The organism is Luteimonas yanweni (assembly GCF_039548475.1).
In the GTDB taxonomy this organism is placed as follows: Bacteria; Pseudomonadota; Gammaproteobacteria; order Xanthomonadales; family Xanthomonadaceae; genus Luteimonas.
Genome location: NZ_JBCLVC010000016.1, coordinates 1 through 18,043 on the forward strand (window position 1 = coordinate 1; position 18,043 = coordinate 18,043).

Below are 18,043 nucleotides of genomic sequence, written 5' to 3' on the forward strand. Positions count from 1 at the left end.
TTTTTGGGGGTGGGGTTTTGTTTGGTGGGGTCTCCCCCCCCCCCCTCTCCCCCCCCCCCCCCCCCCCCCCCTCCCCCACAGGGGCCACTCTCACTGGAGCCGCTGCTACAGGAACTGCTGTTACACGAGCTGCTCATGGGCGCGGGCGGGCGGCGAGGATCGCCCACAGTCCGCCGATCCCGGCGACCCACGCAGCAACCGGCACCGTCCACAGGCGCGGCCCACCGGCATCGAGGCCGTAGAGCACCGCCGCCACCACCAGCAGGCCGACACCGAGAATGGCGGCCACGGTGCGCCGCTGCATCGCGCGCATCACCTGCACCAGCTCGGCCATCTCCGTGGACTGCATCTGCAGCCGGTGCCGTCCCTCCACCTGCTGGCTCAGCCAGGCGTGCATCAGTCGCGGCATCTCCGGCGCGCGGGTGATCAGCTCCGGCAGCCGTTTGCGGAACTCGCCGGCCAGCCGCTGCGGGCTGTAGCGCTCGGCCAGGATCCGCTCCAGCACCGGACGCGCCACCGCCCAGATATCGATTTCCGGGTCCAAGTGCCGGCTCACGCCTTCGACGTTGAGCAGGGTCTTCTGCAGCAGGATCAGCTGCGGCTGCAGGGTCAGCTGGTAGCGCTGTGCGGTGCGGAACAGCTTCAGCAGCACTTCGCCCAACGAGAACTCCGACAGCGGTCGCGTGAAATAGGGCTCGCAGACACCGCGCACCGCCGCTTCCAGCTCATCCAGGCGGATGTGCGACGGCATCCAGCCGGCCTGCACATGCAGCTCGGCGATGCGACGGTAGTCCTTGTTGAAGATCGCCATGAAGTTTTCGGCGAGGTAGTACTGGTCGTCGCCGGACAGCTGGCCGACGATGCCGAAATCCAGCGCGATGAAGCGCGGGTTGACCCGCCGCGACGGATCGTTGTCCACCCAGATGTTGCCGGCGTGCGCATCGGCGTGGAAGAAGTTGTCGCGGAACACCTGGGTGTAGAACACGCGCACCGCCTTGGCGGCAAGCAGCTTGCGATCCATGCCGGCGGCTTCGATCGCCGCGATGTCGTCGCTGGGAACGCCGTGCACGCGCTCCAGCGTCAGCACGCGCTCGCTGCTGTGCGACCACACCGGCGCCGGCACGTACAGGTCGGGCGAGTCCGCCCAGAAGCGGCGCAGCACCGACGCATTCGCGCCTTCGCGCTGCAGGTCGAGCTCGGCGGCCAGCGTACTTGCGACTTCGGCCACCACTTCGCGCGGACGGATCTTGTCGGCGCTGGGATGGGTGCGCTCGACGAAGCCGGCGATGCGCTCGAGCAGGCGGATGTCGGCGGCGATGCGGGCGTCGATGCCGGGACGCAGCACCTTGACCACGACCTCGGCGCCGGGCGCGCCCTCGACGCCCGGCAGCTGCGCCGCGTGCACCTGCGCCACCGAGGCCGAGGCCAGCGGCACGATGTCGAAGCGCGCGAAGGCCTGGGCCACCGGGCGCTCCAGCTCGCGCTCGACGATGGCGCGCGCCTCTTCGCCGTCGAAGGGCGCCACCTGGTCCTGCAACAGCACCAGTTCGTCGGCGACGTCGGCCGGCACCAGGTCGCGGCGGGTCGACAGCACCTGCCCGAACTTGACGAAGATCGGCCCCAGCTCCTGCAGCGCCAGGCGCACCCGGGCGCCGCGCGGCAGTTCGGTGATCTCGCGCGAGGCGCGCGGCACGAACGGCCGCAGCAGCCACAGCCAGCGCTGCGCCGGCGTGCCCTCGAACAGCGTGTGCAGGCGATAGCGGAGCAGGACACGCCCGATCTTCAGGGCGTGCAGCGCCGAACTCACCGCACAGCCCCGGCAGTCGATGACATGCGCGCCACGCGCGCCGCGATGCGTTCGACGTCGTCACGGAGGGTGTCCACATCGTCGTGGAAGGCTTCGAGTTCATGCCGGCCGACAACGTCGCGCGACTCTTCCACCACGTACTCGGCGGCGGTGGCCGCGAAGCCTTCGCCGGCGCGGCGGGCACCCTTCAGCACCGCCGCGAAGCCGTTGGCCACCTGCACGCCGATCACCTCGCCAAAGGCGGCGACGAAGGGCCGCTGCCAATCGGGGTCGAAGCGCGAGGCCAGCCGCTGCAGCGCGCGCGCGAGCTCGGCGTCGCCTTCGATACGCAGCCGGCCGCTGGGGGTGGCGTGCTCGTCGGCGCCGCCAAGCATGCCCTGCAGCTGGCCGAGCAGGCCGCCGAGCGTGGTGCGCACCGACAGGTCCGGGCTGGCTTCACCACCCACCGGGCCGACGCGCAGCGCTTCGCCATCCACGCGCACCGACATCGCCAGCGGCGGCGAGGCCAGGTGCAGGGCGACATGGCGACCGTCCAGCCGGGCAAGCGCCTGGCGGGTGTCGTCATCGAGTGCGAGTGCGCGGTTGAGCGCGGATTCCAGCGCGCGGCCGGCCAGCGGCTTCAAGCCGGGGAGCGGGAAAGGGGATCGGACCATGGCCGGCATTGTAGCGGCCGGGCCCCTTGCATCGGCGCGCGGATCGCTGCGCCGACGGGGCCACCGGTGCGCCGCGGCTGCGGCGTACCGGTGGCGCGGGGTCAGACCCGCTTGCCGCGGAAGAACGAGATCGCGGCCAGCACCAGGAACACGACGAACAGGATCCAGGCAATGTTGCTGGCGGCACCCGCGATACCGCTGAAGCCCAGCACGGCGGCGATCAGTGCGATGACCAGGAAAATGACGGCGTAACTCAGCATGGCGGTTCTCCAGTCCGTCGGAGCGCGGACGGCTGGCGACATCCTTGCCGGCCACGGGTCGTCAGGAGGTGATGGTTCCGCCCTGCGACGCGGCCAGCCGCGCCAGGCCGTCGGCAATCGACACCTTGGGCACATAGCCGAAGTCGCGGGTGGCCGGCGCCATGTCGTACCAGTGCGTGGTGCTGAGCTGCTCGGCCAGGAAGCGGGTCATCGGCGGCTCCGAACGCAACCGCAGCAGCGGCCACAGGGTCTCGCAGGCCGCACCGATCGCATAGGCGACGCCGAAGGGGAGCGTGGCCTGGACCTCGGGCGCACCGACCGCGCGCAGCAGCGCGTTGACGATCTCGCGCATGGGCATCGGTTCACCGTTGCTGATGAAGTAGGCGCGGCCGGCGCAGGCCGCCCCCGGAGCCAGGTGATCCAGCGCATCGAAGTGGGCCTGCGCGGCGTTGTCGATGTAGGTGGTGTCGATGCGGTTCATGCCGCCGCCGACAAGGCGCAGGCGGCCGGCGCGGGCGCGTTCGGCCAGGCGCGGGACCAGCTGGTTGTCACCCGGCCCCCAGATCAGCCGCGGGCGCAGCGCGACGGTCGACAGGACCTCGTCATTGGCGGCGAGCACCACCTTTTCGGCGATCAGCTTGGTCGCCGCGTACGGCGCCTTGAGGTCGTCGCCGTAGGGCACGGCGTCGGCGGTGCCGCCCTCGACGGGGTGCGTGGCGCGATGGGTCACGCTGGGCGACGAGGTGTAGACCAGCTTCGGCACGAAGTGTTCGCGGCAGCCGGCCAGCACGTTGCCGGTGCCCATCACGTTGGCGCGGTGGTAGCTGTCGTAGCTGCCCCAGGCACCGGCCTTGGCGGCGTTGTGCAGCACCGCGTCCATACCCGTGCAGGCGGCGATGACCGCATCGCGGTCGGCAAGGTCGCCGCGCAGCTGGCGGACGCCTAGCGCATCGAGCTCGGGGTAGTGGCCGCGGTTGAAGCTCGTGACGTCGTGTCCGCGTTCAACCAGGCCGCGGCACAGCGCCTGGCCCAGGAATCCGCCGCCACCAGTCACCAGTACCCGCACGTCAGTGCTCCCTCGCGTCAATCAGGCGTCACCACCGCTTCGAAAACCTTGCCGCGGCGCAGCTCGCGCGCGGCCCAGACGGCCAGTTTTTCGCGGCCGATTTTCGCATTGTGGCGGATGTCGACGGGAAACGCAGGGTGGAAGGCGAAGACATCCACATGCGCGGTGTGCACGAAACCTTCGCCGAGGTGGCGCAGCTCATCGGCGATGCGCGCGCGCTCGGCCTTGTCGATACCCGGCTGCAACTCGACGCAGAGCAGCGGCCGCTGGGCACCGCGCTCGCCGATGCCGACCAGCGCCGTGCGACGGACTTCGGGGTGCGTATCGAAGACCGGCTCGACCTGTTCGGTGCACAGGGTGCGCTGCCCGGTGACCACGCGCTGCGACTTGCGGCCGCAGAACCAGAGGCGGCCTTCGGCGTCGAAATAGCCGAGGTCGCCCATGCGGTGGACGGTGCGGGAGGCACCCGCGGCACCCGCGACACCCGCGGGAAAGCTCCCCGCCTCGCGGATTTTCGCCAGCGCGGTCTGCGCGTCGCGATTGAAATAGGCGTCGGTGGCGGTGGGTCCGGCAACGGTGATCTCGCCCACCTGGCCCGGCTTCACCAGCAGCGCGTCGGACCATTCGGGGATGGCCTCGTCGGTCACGCGGATCATGCGCACCTCGTTCGGCGCCACCGGGCGGCCGACGCAGGTGCCGGCACCGGTTTCGGTGCGCTCGCGCAGGGTCACCAGCTCGCGGCCTTCGATCACCGCCACCGGCAGGCATTCGGTGGCGCCGTAGGGCGTCCAGAACTGGGCGCCATCCGGCAGCAGTTCGCGCATCCTGGCCACCACGTCCGCGGGCACGGGCGCACCCGCCGAGGTCACGCGCGTCACCGTGGGCAGCGGCCTGCCATGTTCGGCAAGCACGCGCATCAGCGCCGGCGAACCGAACAGCTGGGTCACGCCGAACCGCCCGATGGCCGCGTGCAGCTTTCGCGGATCGGCCTTTGCCGGCCGCGTCGGGTCCATGTCGGGGATGATCGACGTCAGGCCCAGCGCCGGATCGAACAGCGCGAACGGCGGGAAGGTCGGGAAGTCGACGCCACCTGTCGACACGCCAAGCATGCCGCCCAGCATGTCGACCTGGGCCACGAAGTGGCGGTGGCGGTAGACCACGCCCTTGGGCACGCCGGTGGAGCCGCTGGTGAACAGGATCGCGGCGACATCATCGGGTGCGGTATCGGCCAGCTGCGGGCCCGCGTCGGCGCCGCTGCGCTCGACCTCGGCCAGGGTCACGTCCGCGAACAATGGCCGCGCGCCGGTGGTGACCCGCAGCCGCGCCGACTTCGCCCAGCCCAGCAGCACGCGCGCGAACATCGCCAGCGGAACGCCGACGAAGGCCTCGGCCTGCACCTCGCCCAGGCACTGCTTCAGCGCCCGCTTGTCGATGCCCGGGTCCACCAGCACCGGCACCGCGCCGGCCTTGAACAGCGCGTACATCAGCAGGAAGAACTCCGGCGTCGGCCGCACCATCACCACCGTGCGCGTGCCGCGGCCGATGCCGCGCGCGGCAAGGCCCGCGGCGATGGCGTCGCTGCGGGCGTCGAGCTGGGCGTAGGTCAGCGCGGTGGCGTAGCGGCCGTCGCGACCCGGGGCGCGCATCGCCACCTGGTCGGGAAGCTCGCGCGCCAGCCGCGGCAGCGCGGCGGCGATGTTGCAGGGACCGGTCATGGCCGGATTATCGCCCGGACGCGCGGGGCACATGCGCGTCGGCGCGTCGGCGCGTCGGCGCGTCGGCGATCCTGCAGGCTCCGCCATCGCGGAATCATCGCGCTCCCGGCCCGGGCCCCTTGGCGGTCCGTTGGCCCCGTGCGCAGCAATGATCGACAATCGCCGGCCCCGCGGCCGGACCGCGCGTCCCGGAGACCCGACCATGTCGCTGTTCGAACGCCTCAAGGCCACCGCCGCCGATGACTGGAACGCCTACATCGACCACGCCTTCGTCCGCGGCCTGGGCGATGGCAGCCTGGCCGCCGCCGCCTTCCGCAACTACCTGGTGCAGGACTACCTGTTCCTGATCCAGTTCGCCCGCGCCCACGCCCTGGCCGCGTACAAGAGCCGCAGCCTGGCCGACATGCAGGCGGCCCGCGGCGGCCTGGCCGCGATCCTGGACGAGATGGGCCTGCACCTGCGCGTGTGCGAACGCTGGGGCCTGTCGGCCGCCGACGTCGAAGCCACCGAAGAGCAGCAGGCGACCGTGGCCTACACCCGCTTCGTGCTGGACGTCGGCATGTCCGGCGACCTGCTGGACCTGCAGGTGGCGCTGATTCCCTGCACCCTGGGCTATGCCGAGATCGGCCGCCGGCTCACGCCCGCGGGCATCGACGCGATCCGTGCCGACCATCCCTACCGCGACTGGATCGCCGAGTATTCGGGCGAGGCCTTCCAGCAGGCGGGCGCCGCCGCGCACGCGTGGCTGGACGACCTCGGCCGGCGCTATGCCAGCGAGAACCGCTACGGGGAACTGGTCGCGATCTTCCGCAAGGCCTCGCGGCTGGAGGCGGCGTTCTGGCAGCAGGGGCTGGATGCGGCCCGGACCGGCGCCTGATCGCCACCGCCGCAAGCCTCACCCGACGCGGTATCGATTCCCGCCTCCCCCGCCAGCAGTCCGAAATCCCTTGCGCGCCCGCCGCGCGTGCCGAAAAATCCTGCACACGCCACTCAGCGACCCGCCCGCGTGCCCCATCCCTGCCTCAGCTGTGGCGCCTGCTGCGCCCATTTCCGCGTGAGCCTGCACTGGTCCGAAGCCGACCCGGCGCTGGGCGGGCACGTGCCACCGGCGCTGACGGTGCCGCTGCGCAACCACGAGCTCGCGATGCGCGGCACCGCCGGCGGATCCACGCCGCGCTGCGTGTCGCTGGACGCCGACATCGGCCGCCGTTCGCGCTGCAGCATCCATCCGCTGCGCCCGCAGGCCTGCCGCGACGTGGCGGCTTCGTGGGAGTTCGGCGAACCCGGCCGCCAGTGCGACAACGCGCGTGCGGCGCACGGCCTGGCCGCGCTGACGCCTGCGGACTGGATCTGGCGCGAAGCCGCGGCCAACGACCACGACGGCAACCCCGGTGGCAGCGACCACCCCAACGACCGCGGCACCCCGCCGCCCGCCCTGCCGCCGCCGATCGCCGCCTGATTGCGGCTGACTGCCGGAGGATCGACTGGCTGCTGTGGGAGCGGCTATAGCCGCGATTCGGAACTCCGGGATGGCGATCGCGGCTATAGCCGCTCCCACAGGATCCCGCCATCAAGCACCGGCGGTCAGAGCGGGTTGCAGTCCAGGAAGTCGCGGATCGCGGGCACCAGCACTTCGTGCTTGTCTTCCAGCACGTAATGGCCGGCATCATCGAAGGCCATCGTCTCCGCGCCCGGCAGCTCGGCCTGGAAGCGCTCGAGGAAATGGCGGTCGAACACGAAGTCCTTCAGCCCCCAGCCGATGAAGGCGGGCAGCCCGGCGTATTCGTGCAGGCGCCGGCCGGACTCCTCTAGCATCGGCCAGGCCCGGTCCTTCGGCGACAGCGGGATGTCCTGCATGAAGCGCACCGTCGAAATGCGGTTCTTCCAGCTGTCGTAGGGCGCGACATAGGCGCGGCGCACATCGGCCGGCATCTTTCGCTCCACGCCCAGCCACGACGCGCCGGAGGAAAACGCGTTGAAGCCGCGGATCACCATCTCGCCAACGTTGTAGTCGCGGCCCAGCGCGATCTGCCAGGGCATGGCCTTGGCATCCGGCATCGGGAAGGCCGCGGTGTTGAGGATCACCAGCCGCTTCACCTGCGCCTGGTGCGACAGCGCCCAGCCGAAGCCGATCATCCCGCCCCAATCGTGCACCGCCAGCGTCACCGGGCCATCGATGCCCAGGTGCTTGAGCAGCGCGGAGAGGTCTTCGACCCGCGACTGCAGGGTGTAGTCGTAGCGCGGGATCGCATTCGGCGCGTCGTCGGGCTTGTCGGACAGCCCCATGCCGACGTGGTCGGGGACGATGCAGCGGTAGCGATCGCCCAGTCCGTTCACCAGCGTGCGCCAGTAATAGCTCCACGACGGATTGCCGTGGACCATGACCACGACCTCGCCGTCGCGCGGGCCCTCGTCGAGATAGGACATCGCGATGCCGGGACGGACCTGGAAACGCTGGGGACTGGAGGGATAACCCGGAAAATGCATGGCGGCGCCTGGGCGGACAGCGACCGCCATTGTAGGACGGGGGCGCAGCCCCGGCCCGGCACCGGAGGCGGGAATGCCCCGCCGCGCGGCGACGCGACTACCATGCATGCCTCCCCGCCTTCGGCCGAACGCCATGTCCAGCCCGACCTCCGCCCCGCCCTATCTTGACGAAGACCGGATCGAACGCCTCGCCGACCTGCTGGACCGGCGCGCCGTGCCGTTCAAGGGCCTCAACCTGGAGGCGCTGGACGGGTTTTTGACCGCGCTGGCGGTGTCGCCTTCGGCGGTGCCGCCGGAGGAATGGCAGCCCGTGGTCTGGGGCGGCAAAGCGCCGACCTGGGACGGCGAAGCGGAGGCGAACGAGGTCCAGCAGCTTCTGCTCGGCCACCTGAACATGTGCACCGCCCGCGTGCGCTACGACGACGGCGACCTGCCCGACCACCTCGCGCCGCTGATGTGGCTGCCCGAGGATCCGGAGCTGACCGGCGAGGAGGCGCTCAACGAAGACGAACTCGACGTCGGCGCCGACTGGTCCCAAGGCTTCTTCACCGCAGTGATGTTGCGCGAGGCCGAGTGGGACCAGTGGCTGGACGACAACGACTGGATCGAGGACATCTTCGACGCCCTGGACCGGCTGGCCAGCGGCGAAGCCATCAACCCGGACGACCCCACCGCCGAAGCGATGCCCGTCGACTACCGCGAGCGGCTGGGCATCGTGATCGAGATCCCCTCGATGATGGCCGACCTCAACCACCACCGCGTGGAAGCGCTGACTCCGCGCACGCCGATCCGCCGCGACGCGGCACCGGAGCGCAACGACCCCTGCCCCTGCGGCAGCGGGAAGAAATACAAGAAGTGCTGCGGATTGAACTGAGCGGCGGACACTGAACAGCCAGCAGGAGCAGGACATGGGCAAGGGGATCGAATTGAACAGCGCAGCACTCCTGCTCGCCGGCCTGCTGGGCATTGCCGGCACGGCAGTGGCATCCGGCGACGGCGACGCCGCCTACGGCCCGCGACTCGAAGGCTTCGACTATCCGCACCCGGTGCGCACGCATGCGTTCGAATCGCAGCGCCAGCAGGTCGAAATGATCTACCTGGACGTGGCGCCCACCGGCGAGGCCAACGGCCGCACCGCGCTGCTGCTGCACGGCAAGAACTTCTGCGCCGCCACCTGGGAGCAGACCATCACCGCGCTGGCGCAGGCCGGCTACCGCGTGATCGCGCCCGACCAGGTGGGCTTCTGCAAGTCCAGCAAGCCCGACGGCTACCAGTACGCGCTCGCCGGCCTTGCCCACAACACGCGCGGCCTGCTGGCCTCGCTCGGCATCGAGCGCAGCGTGGTGGTCGGGCATTCAATGGGCGGGATGCTGGCGATGCGCTACGCGCTGATGTATCCCGACGCCGTCGAACACCTGGCCCTCGTGGGCCCCATCGGCCTGGAGGACTGGAAGGCCAAGGGCGTGCCCTACCAGCCGGTGGAAGAGGTCTACGCGTCGGAACTGCGCACGACCTAGGACAGCATCCGCAACTACCAGACCGCCGTGTACTACGCGGGCGAATGGCGCCCGGAGTTCGAGCGCTGGGCGCGGATGCAGGCCGGCATGTATGCGGGCCCGGGCCGCGAGGTGGTGGCGTGGCACCAGGCGCTGACCTTCGACATGCTGATGTGGCAGCCGGTGGTGCATGAGCTGCCGCTGCTGCGGGTGCCGACGACGCTGTTCCTTGGTGTGCATGACCGGACGGCGCTTGGCAGGGGAGCGGCGGCGCCGGAGGTGCAGGCAGGGCTTGGGAACTACCGGGCGCTGGGTCGCCGAACGGCGGAAGCTATCCCGGGGGCCGTGCTGGTCGAGTACGAAGACCTCGGGCATTCCCCGCATATCCAGGACCCGGAGCGGTTTCATCGGGATCTTCTTCGGGAGCTTTCCCGCGCTGATGGACTAAGCGACTAGGCGGACATATCGGAGTTCGGCAAGGGCAGTTTTCGACGGCAGTTTCATATGATCGATGCAACACAGACAGCTGCCCAAGCAGCAGGAGTGTTGCGGATGAAGCGAAGGACGGTCCCACATCAGGACCTTGTGGCCCGAATAGGGGCCGCCGGCGTGGCGTCCGTTTCGAGGGCGCCGCGCGCGGTGAGACGGAGCGATCAGGCGCGTCCGCCGCAAACGCAAGGCCTTCTCGGTCAGCGAGGGCCCGGCCGCGGGTCGATCGATACCTGAGAAGCCACGTAGCGGAGCGTCGATCGGCGCATAGAGCGCTAGCAGATGCTCCATTGCCTGGTCGTCGCCGGTACGGCGCGAACCGGCATCCGATCGGCAAGGGCCCGGACGGGGGATGCCGCCCGGGCAGTGGCGTTACCTGCCGGTCGGCGAGAAGTTCTGAGCTCCGCGCGTCTTTCGCCACTGGATCCACGCGATCGCGGCAACGAAGAAGACGCTGCACAGGTAACTGTCTTCCGGCCCTCCCGCGCCACCGGTCAGGGCGTCGAGGCCATGCGGGCGCAGCGCCACCAGCAGCGCCGGCAAGTGTGCATCGATGCCGGTTACGGGCAGTTCAAAGCCGGTCGCGAGCAACCAGTTCCACCCCGCGTGCCAGCCCATCACGCCCCAGATATTGCCGGTCCGCAGCGCCCAGGCGCAGGCGAACAGCGAGAACAGGAACGTGCTGAGCACGGCCAGGGGCGGCTGGTTCGGACTGAAATGCAGGAAGCAGAAAACGAGCGACACCAGCAGCACCGCCGCAGCGACGTTGGTCTTGCGCGCCACCACCGACAGCATCCAGCCGCGGAAGATGACTTCCTCCACGCTCGCCTGGAACAGGAAACTCAACAGCAGCAGACCGATGTGCAGCAGACTGACGGGCGACCGCCAGGCAGGCCCCAGGCCCGCCGCCTGCATGCCGCCAGCCATCCAGATCGCGACTACGACCAGCGCGATCGTGCCGAATCCAACGGCCAGTCCGTGCAGGAAGGTTTTCAGTGGCGCCGGACCGGTCAGCCCGATACTCGCCAGCGAGCGCCCTTCGACGAAGCGTACCCAGGCGAGCACGGCCGCCAGCGTCGGCGCGAAGCCGATCCACAGCAGCGCATACAAGCCAGCGAGGCCGATCGGTTCGCCGCGTGGCGTCGACCAATTCTGCGACTGCATCCAGCCGTCCAGCGCGATCACCGGTACCGCGTTGAACAGGATCATCAGGATCGGCGTCAGCCAAGCCCAGGGCAGCCAGCCGCGGGCCGGATCGGGCGAATACAGGGTAACGGGGGTCATGCGGGCTCCAGGTCGACGTGATCGCCGCTGCAAGTTGCCGTCCGCGCGGGGGCGTGGCAAACCGTTTGCGACCAGGCCACGGAAGCCGCCGATGAATCACCCGGATCGCCGACGAAATGGCCCTGAGTAGCCGCCCGTGGTGTCCGCTTTGGGTGGCGGTTTCATATGTTCGATGAAACACAGACAGCTGCCCAAGCAGCAGGAGTGTTGCGGATGTCGTTCCAGAAGCTCTGCGCCTCGGCGCGCTCCGAGGTTTCGCCGTCCCACTCGCGGGCGAAGGCGCGGGCGCGGTCGCGGATCTCGTTCAGGCTCAGCGGCATTCGATTGGATTCCGGTTGTCGACGCTAGTCAGCGGCCACGTAACGGCCGGTGCTGTCCTGCACCCTCCACGGCCGCCATGGATTGAACACGCGGGCACCGGCTGGCGCGAAATCCGCCTCGTTGTGGGTCACCACCGTGAGCCCGTGGACCAGAGCGGTGGCGGCGAGCAGCGCGTCGCGTTCCGGCCGCGGATCCGGCACGTGCAGGCGCGCGCATCGCAGGGCGACCGCGTCGTCCACCGGCAGCACGCGGCCTGCGAACTCCGGGATCACTTTCCGGTCCAGCCACGTGCGCAGCGCGGAACCCTGCCTGACGTCGCGGCGCTCCATGCGCAACACGCCGATTTCCAGCTCCATCAGCGTCAACGCCGAGACCTGGCACGCTGCCAGGCCGACGTCCGACAACCAGGCGGTGACGCGTGTGTCGCCCCGTCCGCGGATCGCGCGGTGCAGTTCGGAAATAACGTTGGTGTCGAGCAGGTACATTCGCTGCCCCGCTCAGTCTTCAAAGTCCGGAATCCGGAGTTTGATCTCGAGCTTCGGCGGGTCGAACTCGACGTCCTCCATTCCGGACATGCTCAGTGCTTCCAGCAGCGACCGCCGCTTGCCGCTCAGGCGCAGGTAGTCGGCATAGCTGAGCAGCACATGCGCCGGCTTGCCGCGGTCGGTGATGACCACGGGGCCGTCCAGCGCGGCCTTCTTGGCGCGGCCGAGGTCCTGGTTGAGTTCGCGGCTCGAGAGCGTGGTGATGGTCATGGCGCGGCCCTCCTCCGGACGATGTGGTTACGTTACTACACTTTTTTTTCGCGGCGGTGGTCGTCACTGTCCCAGTACGCCTTCACTGCTGAGCAGGGCGAACAACGGCCGGTTCTCCACCCGGGTGTAGGGGTGTCAGGCAGGTCCAGTGCGCCGGCCTCAACCAAGCGCATCCCTCGCCCACGCCACCAGCGGATTCCCCGGCTCCATCAGCAGCTTCGCCGTCAGCACCAGCGACATCACCACCAGCAGCGGGCGGATCAGCCTGGCGCCGGCCTTGCCCAGCGCCAGGTGCGCACCCAGCTGCCCACCGGCAATGCTTGCCACCGCCATCACCAGGCCCACCACCCACAGCACCTGGCCGCCGATGACCAGCGTCGCCAGCGCCGCGACGTTGCTGGCGAGGTTCAGGAGCTTGGTGTGCGCTGTGGCCGACACCAGGCCGAAGCCGAACAGCGCCACCAGCGCGGTCGCCATGAACGAGCCGGTGCCCGGGCCGAAGAAGCCGTCGTAGAAGCCCAGCGCGAACATCAGCGTGACCAGCGCCGCATGCCCCAGCCGCGCGTGGCGCTCGGCCTCGCTGGCCTTCGGGCCGAGCAGGAAGTACGCGGCCATCGCCACCAGCAGCACCGGCACCAGGCCGGCGAGGAAGGACGGATCCACCAGCTGGATCGCGATCGCGCCGCCGACCGAGCCGGCAAACGCCGCGACGGCCGGCCACAGGAAGCGACGGAAGTCGATCCGGCCCTGGCGTGCGAACGCCAGCACCGCGCCGCCGGTGCCGAAGCTCGACTGCAGCTTGTTGGTGGCGATCGCCTGCACCGGCGGAATGCCGGCCGCCATCAGCGCGGGAATGGTGATCAGCCCGCCGCCGCCGGCCAGCGCATCGATGGTGCCGGCGACGAAGGCCGCCAGCGCCAGCAGGGCCAACACCTCGAAACCGAATTCCATCAAACCCCGCCTCCGACACTGCAGTGATTTGCCCGCGCGCCGGACGTCCTGGCGGTGCCGGGCGCGATACGACGCGCGGATCCGCGCGCCTGAAACGACGCGGGGCCGGACTGGCCGGCCCCGTTCAAGCCCCTGCGCAGCCCGGTCTTACCAGACCACCTCGGCCATCGAGCAGTTCAGCCCCGAGCCGATGCCCAGCAGCGCCACGCGGTTGCCCTTCTTCAGGCGTCCTTCCTCGCGCAGCTTGCTGAGCACGATCGGCACCGAGGCCGGGCCGATGTTGCCGTGCTCGCCGAAGATGGTCATGACCTTCTTCGGGTCGATGCCCATGGCCTTGGTGAAGGCCGCGGTGTGCACCTTGCTGACCTGGTGGATCACGAACTCGTCGAGTTCGCTGGCCACCCAGCCGAGCTTCTGCTTGGCGACATCGAAGGTCTTGGTGGCGAGCTTGATGCCCTCGATCAGCAGCGTGCGGGTGTCGGTGATCATGCCGTCGAGGTTGCCGCGGCAGAGCTTGTTCCACTCGGTGGCCGCGCGGGTCACGCCGCCGCGGTAGCGCGGAGCGCCCGGCGCGAGCTCGGCGCGCGCCAGCACCATGGCGGCGGCACCCGAGCCGAGGGTGAGCGTGGCCAGCTCGTTGCGGAAGTTCTCTTCGGTGGCGTCGGCGCGGCTCAGGCGCTCGATGGTCTTTTCATAGGCGAGGTCGGCGGTCTCGCCGTCCACCACCAGGGCGTAGTCGATCTCGCCGCGCTCGATCATGCGGCTGGCGATGTCCATGCCGTTGATGAAGGCCAGGCAGGCGTTGGCGACGTCGAAGTTCTGGCATTCGTCGCCAAGGCCGAGGTTGCCGCTGACGATGCTGGCCGTGGACGGCTCGAGGTAGTCGCGGCTGACCGAGGTGTTGACCAGCAGGCCCACGCGCGCCGGGTCGATGCCGGCATCGGCCAGCGCCTTGACGCCCGCCAGGGTGGCGGCGTCGGAGGCCAGCATGTCGCCGTCCCAGAGACGGCGGGCGTGGATGCCGGCAACATCGCCCAGCACATCGGTACGGATGTCCAGGCGGTCGAGCGTCGGCTTCAGCCGGGCGTTGATCTCCTCGGAGGTCAACCGGCGCGGGGCGTCGATGTGGGCAAGGCCCGCGATGGCTACGTGCTGGAACAACATGGGCTATGCCGCCATAAAGCTGGGAAAAAGATCCGCTAATGTAGCGGCTTCCGGCCTTCGGCGCACTTTCCGGCCCGTCGATCCGTTCACGTGCGGCCCCCGTGGGAGCATGTCCCCGGGGCTGGAATCAGCGGCCGCAGCGCCAGGCGGCCCAGCGCTGGGCGCCGCGAACGGGTTCGGACAGGGGGTGCACGGTATCGGCACCCAGTCCGGGGGCCTCGTTGCGGGCCAGGGTTTCCAGCTCTTCCCGTACCCGCAGCGTGTTGCGATCGATGAACGCGATGCTGTGTTTCACCGACACCTCGACCTCCCCGCGCTTCTCGCAGCCCGCCGGCGGCGAGGCGGCGATACGCACGGCAGAGGCGCCGGGCGCCATGTGCACCCAGGTGCAGGCGGACAAGACCATCAGGAGGGGAACCAGCAGTAGTTGGCGCATGGAGGAACTCCGTGTTGGACCCGGTCGATTGTGCCCCGCCGCAACTCTTGCAGGAGCAGCTGCAACGGTGACCAGCGGTGACGGCAAGACCTGTCGTTCAGGTGATGCAGGTCGCAGCTGTAGCGGCTCCTGCAATTGTTCGGCCGGAGCGACTGCGGGTATCGCGGCTATAGCCGCTCCCACAGTCGCTCCCGGCCCGCTGGGCGCAGGGCTCAGCGCGCGACGGGCTGGCCGTCGGCGTCGAGCACGGTGACCTCGCCCAGCTCCAGCGCGCGCACCGGGGCTTCGATCTGCGAAAGATCGCCGACCACGACCCAGGTCAGCGCATCGGCGTCGATGGCCTTCGCCGCTTCCGCCACCTGCGCCGGGGTCATGGCCTCGATCTCCGCCTTGCGGCGCTGCACGTAGTCGTCCGGCCACCCGTACATCACGTTGCCGGCGATGGTCGATGCCACCGAGGAGGCGGTTTCGTACGCGCCCGGCAGGCTCAGCGTGTTGATCGCGCGGATGCGCTCGACCTCCTCCACCGTCGGCGGTGCCTCGCCGCTGGCGAAGCCGGCGATCTCGCGCTTCATCTCGGCCATCGCTTCGGCGGTCTTGTCGATCTGCACCGGCGCCGAGGCCAGCCACGGGCGCTGGCCCAGGGCGCCGGACGCGCCGCTGCGGGCGCCGTAGGACCAGTGCTTGTCCTCGCGCAGATTCATGTTCAGGCGCGCAGTGAAATCGCCGCCGATCACGCCATTGGCCACGTCGAAGCGCACCGCGCCGTCGTCGGTGGTGGCGGGCACCAGCAGGCCGGCGTAGATGTTGGCCTGCACCGCGCCGGGCTGGTCGATCAGGAACACGCGCGCCTTCGCGGGGCGGGGCACGGCCGGGATCGCCGCCGCGGCGCCGGGCGCCGGGCCGCTGCCGGACCAGTCACCCAGGTGCGCTTCCAGCAGGGGCACGATCTCGGCCAGGGTGGTGTCGCCGACCACCACCAGGGTGGCGCCTTCCGGCCGCATCTGTGCGCGGTGGAAGTCCACCAGGTCGTCGCGGGTCAGCGATGCGATCGACGCTTCCGTACCGCTGCCGGTGAACGGCATCGCATACGGATGGCCTTCGCCGTAGAGCAGCGGCGGCAGCACGCGCAGCGCCGCGGTCTGCGGACGCGCCTTTTCCTGGGCGATGTTGGCGATCCAGGTGGCGCGCACGCGCTCGATCTCGGCCGCGTCGAAGTCCGGGCGCCGCAGCATGTCCGCGAACAGCGCCAGCGACGGATCCAGCTGGCCCTTCAGTGCCGACAGCCACGCCGTGCCCGCATCCAGGCCGGCACCGGCGCCCAGCTGCGCGCCCAGCGCTTCGGCGCGGTCGGCGAACTCAAGCGGCTTGAGGCCTGCGGCGCCCTCGTCCAGCATGCCCATGGCGAAGCTCGCGGTCCCGATCTTGCGGCCGGCATCGGCGCTGTAGCCGGCGCCCGGGAACTGGTAGCGCAGCTGCACCACCGGCACGCCGGTGCGGCGCGCCAGGACCACGGTGGTGCCGTTGCCGAGCGTGGCGCGCTCGACGTCGGGGAATTTCAGTTCCGGGAAGGCGTCGGGCATCGGCACGCCGGTGCTGCGGTCGACCGTCGCCGGCGTGACCGAATAGGCGGGGTCGACGACCGGCAGGTCCCACGGCTTCGGGGTCCCGGCAGGATCCTCGGCCAGCGGGGTGCGCTCGCCGGGCAGGATCAGCAGCGTGTGGTCGCCGCCGCCCAGCCAATCGCGGCCGGCGGCCTGCACCTGGTCGGCGGTGCTGGTGTCGATGATGCGCAGCGACTCGCGGAAGCAGCCCGGGTCGTCGGCATAGACCGCGCATTCGGCCAGCGCGTCGGCCTTGCCGCCGAAGCCGCCGATGCGCTCGATGCCGCGGATGAAGCCGGCGCGGAACACCGTGCGCGCGCGCGCCATCTCGTCCACGGTCGGGCCTTCGGCCAGCAGGCGGTCGATCTCTTCGTCGATCACCGCCTCCACCTTCGCCGGATCCACGCCCTGCTTCACGTTGGCCATGAGGATGAAGTTCGAGCCCAACTGCTTGGCATAGACGCCCGCGCTGATGCTGTCGACCAGCTGGTCGCCGTGCAGCAGGCGCGCGTCGAGGCGCGAGGACCGGCTGCCGCCCAGCACCTGCGCCAGGAGCTGCAGTCGCTCAAGGTCGTCATTGCCGACCTCGGCCACGTTCCAGACCCGGTAGATACGGGCCTGCGGCACCTTGTCATGCATGGTTTCGCGGCTCGCTTCGGCGCGGCGCGCGACGTTTACCGCCGGCTGCGCCATGTCGGGGCCGGCGGGGATGTGGCCGAAGTACTTCGCGACCTTGTCCTTGGCCGTGGCCACGTCGATGTCGCCGGCCAGCACCAGCACCGCGTTGTTGGGGCCGTACCAGGCGCGGAACCACGCATGCACGTCCTCGATCGATGCCGCGTCGAGGTCGTTCATCGAGCCGATCACCGAGTGGTGGTACGGGTGGCTGGCGGGGTACAGCGCCTTCATCAGCTTTTCCCAGGCTTGGCCATAGGGCTGGTTCTCGCTCTGGCGCTTCTCGTTCTGGACCACGCCGCGCTGCTCGTCCAGCGCCGCCTGGTCGACCGCGCCCAGCAGGTGGCCCATGCGGTCGGATTCCATCCACAGCGCGGTGTCGAGCGCGGTGGTGGGCACGTTCTGGAAATAGTTGGTGCGGTCGGTGTTGGTGGTGCCGTTCTGGTCGGTCACGCCGACCTGGGTGTAGGGCGCGAAGTACTCGCCGGCATGGTTCTCGGACGACTGGAACATCAGGTGCTCGAACAGGTGCGCGAAGCCGCTGCGCCCGGAGGGTTCGTCCTTGCTGCCGACGTGGTACCAGATATTGACCGCCACGATCGGCGCCTTGCGATCGGTGTGCACCACCACGCGCAGGCCGTTGGGGAGGGTGAATTCTTCGTAGGCGATGTCGACGCCGGCCGCGGCGGCCGCGGGCGGTGCTTCGGCCCAGGCCAGCGGGGCGGCAGTGCCAAGCGCGGCGGCAAGCGCCAGTGCGAGGAGGGTGCCGCGGCGCGGCAGGGGCTTGAACGTCGACATGGGCTCTTCCTTAGCGGGTCAGCCCCCGATGGTACGGTGCCGCGCGGCGGGCGGGAGCGGGCCATTGGTCCCGGTCGAAACG

Annotated in this window: 17 protein-coding genes and 1 pseudogene; 4 read left to right on the top strand and 14 right to left on the bottom strand. The window is 69.9% G+C overall.

Going from position 1 to position 18,043, the window contains the following annotated elements; all coding sequences use genetic code 11:
- Nucleotides 1-133 precede the first annotated feature (133 nt).
- From ubiB to oleC, 5 genes are all read right to left on the bottom strand, one after another.
- On the bottom strand, nt 134-1,807 hold the full coding sequence (gene ubiB, locus WCE39_RS12885) for a ubiquinone biosynthesis regulatory protein kinase UbiB (protein ID WP_343277088.1): 1,674 nt from the start codon (nt 1,805-1,807) through the stop codon (nt 134-136).
- On the bottom strand, nt 1,804-2,460 hold the full coding sequence (locus WCE39_RS12890) for a ubiquinone biosynthesis accessory factor UbiJ (RefSeq protein WP_343277089.1): 657 nt from the start codon (nt 2,458-2,460) through the stop codon (nt 1,804-1,806). Before WCE39_RS12890 ends, ubiB begins: the two co-directional genes overlap by 4 nt.
- Nucleotides 2,461-2,561: 101 nt before the next feature.
- Nucleotides 2,562-2,720, bottom strand: coding sequence for a DUF1328 domain-containing protein (locus WCE39_RS12895; protein ID WP_343254651.1), 159 nt, complete (start codon nt 2,718-2,720; stop codon nt 2,562-2,564).
- 61 nt (nt 2,721-2,781) lie between these two features.
- Nucleotides 2,782-3,786 (bottom strand): 2-alkyl-3-oxoalkanoate reductase, encoded by a 1,005-nt coding sequence (oleD, locus tag WCE39_RS12900; RefSeq protein WP_343277090.1) that lies wholly within the window; start codon nt 3,784-3,786, stop codon nt 2,782-2,784.
- Nucleotides 3,787-3,803: 17 nt separating this feature from the next.
- Nucleotides 3,804-5,501 carry an olefin beta-lactone synthetase gene (oleC, locus tag WCE39_RS12905; RefSeq protein ID WP_343277091.1) on the bottom strand — a complete coding sequence of 566 codons (1,698 nt, stop codon included), beginning with the start codon at nt 5,499-5,501 and terminating at the stop codon, nt 3,804-3,806.
- A gap of 202 nt (nt 5,502-5,703) precedes the next feature.
- On the opposite strand from oleC, the gene WCE39_RS12910 reads away from it, so the two are divergent.
- Both WCE39_RS12910 and WCE39_RS12915 read left to right on the top strand, forming a co-directional pair.
- Nucleotides 5,704-6,378, top strand: coding sequence for a TenA family protein (locus tag WCE39_RS12910; RefSeq protein ID WP_343277092.1), 675 nt, complete (start codon nt 5,704-5,706; stop codon nt 6,376-6,378).
- Between the two features lie 129 nt (nt 6,379-6,507).
- Nucleotides 6,508-6,960, top strand: a complete 453-nt coding sequence (locus WCE39_RS12915; protein ID WP_343277093.1) for a YkgJ family cysteine cluster protein — start codon at nt 6,508-6,510, stop codon at nt 6,958-6,960.
- A 125-nt stretch (nt 6,961-7,085) separates the two neighbouring features.
- On the opposite strand, the gene WCE39_RS12920 is transcribed toward WCE39_RS12915, so the two are convergent.
- Nucleotides 7,086-7,988 (bottom strand): alpha/beta fold hydrolase, encoded by a 903-nt coding sequence (locus WCE39_RS12920; protein ID WP_343277094.1) that lies wholly within the window; start codon nt 7,986-7,988, stop codon nt 7,086-7,088.
- A gap of 133 nt (nt 7,989-8,121) precedes the next feature.
- Between WCE39_RS12920 and WCE39_RS12925 the strand changes: the two genes are divergently transcribed.
- Together WCE39_RS12925 and WCE39_RS12930 are read left to right on the top strand one after the other, a co-directional pair.
- Nucleotides 8,122-8,862 carry a UPF0149 family protein gene (locus tag WCE39_RS12925; RefSeq protein WP_343277095.1) on the top strand — a complete coding sequence of 247 codons (741 nt, stop codon included), beginning with the start codon at nt 8,122-8,124 and terminating at the stop codon, nt 8,860-8,862.
- A gap of 46 nt (nt 8,863-8,908) precedes the next feature.
- Nucleotides 8,909-9,940, top strand: a pseudogene (locus WCE39_RS12930) (alpha/beta fold hydrolase).
- Between the two features lie 405 nt (nt 9,941-10,345).
- On the opposite strand, the gene WCE39_RS12935 reads toward WCE39_RS12930, so the two are convergent.
- The 8 genes from WCE39_RS12935 to WCE39_RS12970 form a co-directional block, all read right to left on the bottom strand.
- Nucleotides 10,346-11,182, bottom strand: coding sequence for a CPBP family intramembrane glutamic endopeptidase (locus tag WCE39_RS12935; RefSeq protein ID WP_343277096.1), 837 nt, complete (start codon nt 11,180-11,182; stop codon nt 10,346-10,348).
- Between the two features lie 236 nt (nt 11,183-11,418).
- Nucleotides 11,419-11,577: a hypothetical protein gene (locus WCE39_RS12940; protein ID WP_343277097.1), complete on the bottom strand. Its 159-nt coding sequence runs from the start codon at nt 11,575-11,577 to the stop codon at nt 11,419-11,421.
- 24 nt (nt 11,578-11,601) lie between these two features.
- Nucleotides 11,602-12,063, bottom strand: a complete 462-nt coding sequence (locus WCE39_RS12945; protein WP_343277098.1) for a type II toxin-antitoxin system VapC family toxin — start codon at nt 12,061-12,063, stop codon at nt 11,602-11,604.
- A gap of 12 nt (nt 12,064-12,075) precedes the next feature.
- On the bottom strand, nt 12,076-12,333 hold the full coding sequence (locus tag WCE39_RS12950) for a type II toxin-antitoxin system Phd/YefM family antitoxin (RefSeq protein ID WP_343277099.1): 258 nt from the start codon (nt 12,331-12,333) through the stop codon (nt 12,076-12,078).
- A gap of 159 nt (nt 12,334-12,492) precedes the next feature.
- On the bottom strand, nt 12,493-13,284 hold the full coding sequence (locus tag WCE39_RS12955) for a TSUP family transporter (RefSeq protein ID WP_343277100.1): 792 nt from the start codon (nt 13,282-13,284) through the stop codon (nt 12,493-12,495).
- A 147-nt stretch (nt 13,285-13,431) separates the two neighbouring features.
- Nucleotides 13,432-14,448, bottom strand: a complete 1,017-nt coding sequence (locus WCE39_RS12960; protein WP_343277101.1) for a 3-oxoacyl-ACP synthase III — start codon at nt 14,446-14,448, stop codon at nt 13,432-13,434.
- A 127-nt stretch (nt 14,449-14,575) separates the two neighbouring features.
- A complete protein-coding gene (locus tag WCE39_RS12965; protein WP_343277102.1) occupies nt 14,576-14,884 on the bottom strand; it encodes a DUF4156 domain-containing protein in 309 nt (102 codons plus the stop codon).
- A 212-nt stretch (nt 14,885-15,096) separates the two neighbouring features.
- A complete protein-coding gene (locus tag WCE39_RS12970; RefSeq protein ID WP_343277103.1) occupies nt 15,097-17,961 on the bottom strand; it encodes a M16 family metallopeptidase in 2,865 nt (954 codons plus the stop codon).
- Nucleotides 17,962-18,043 lie beyond the last annotated feature (82 nt).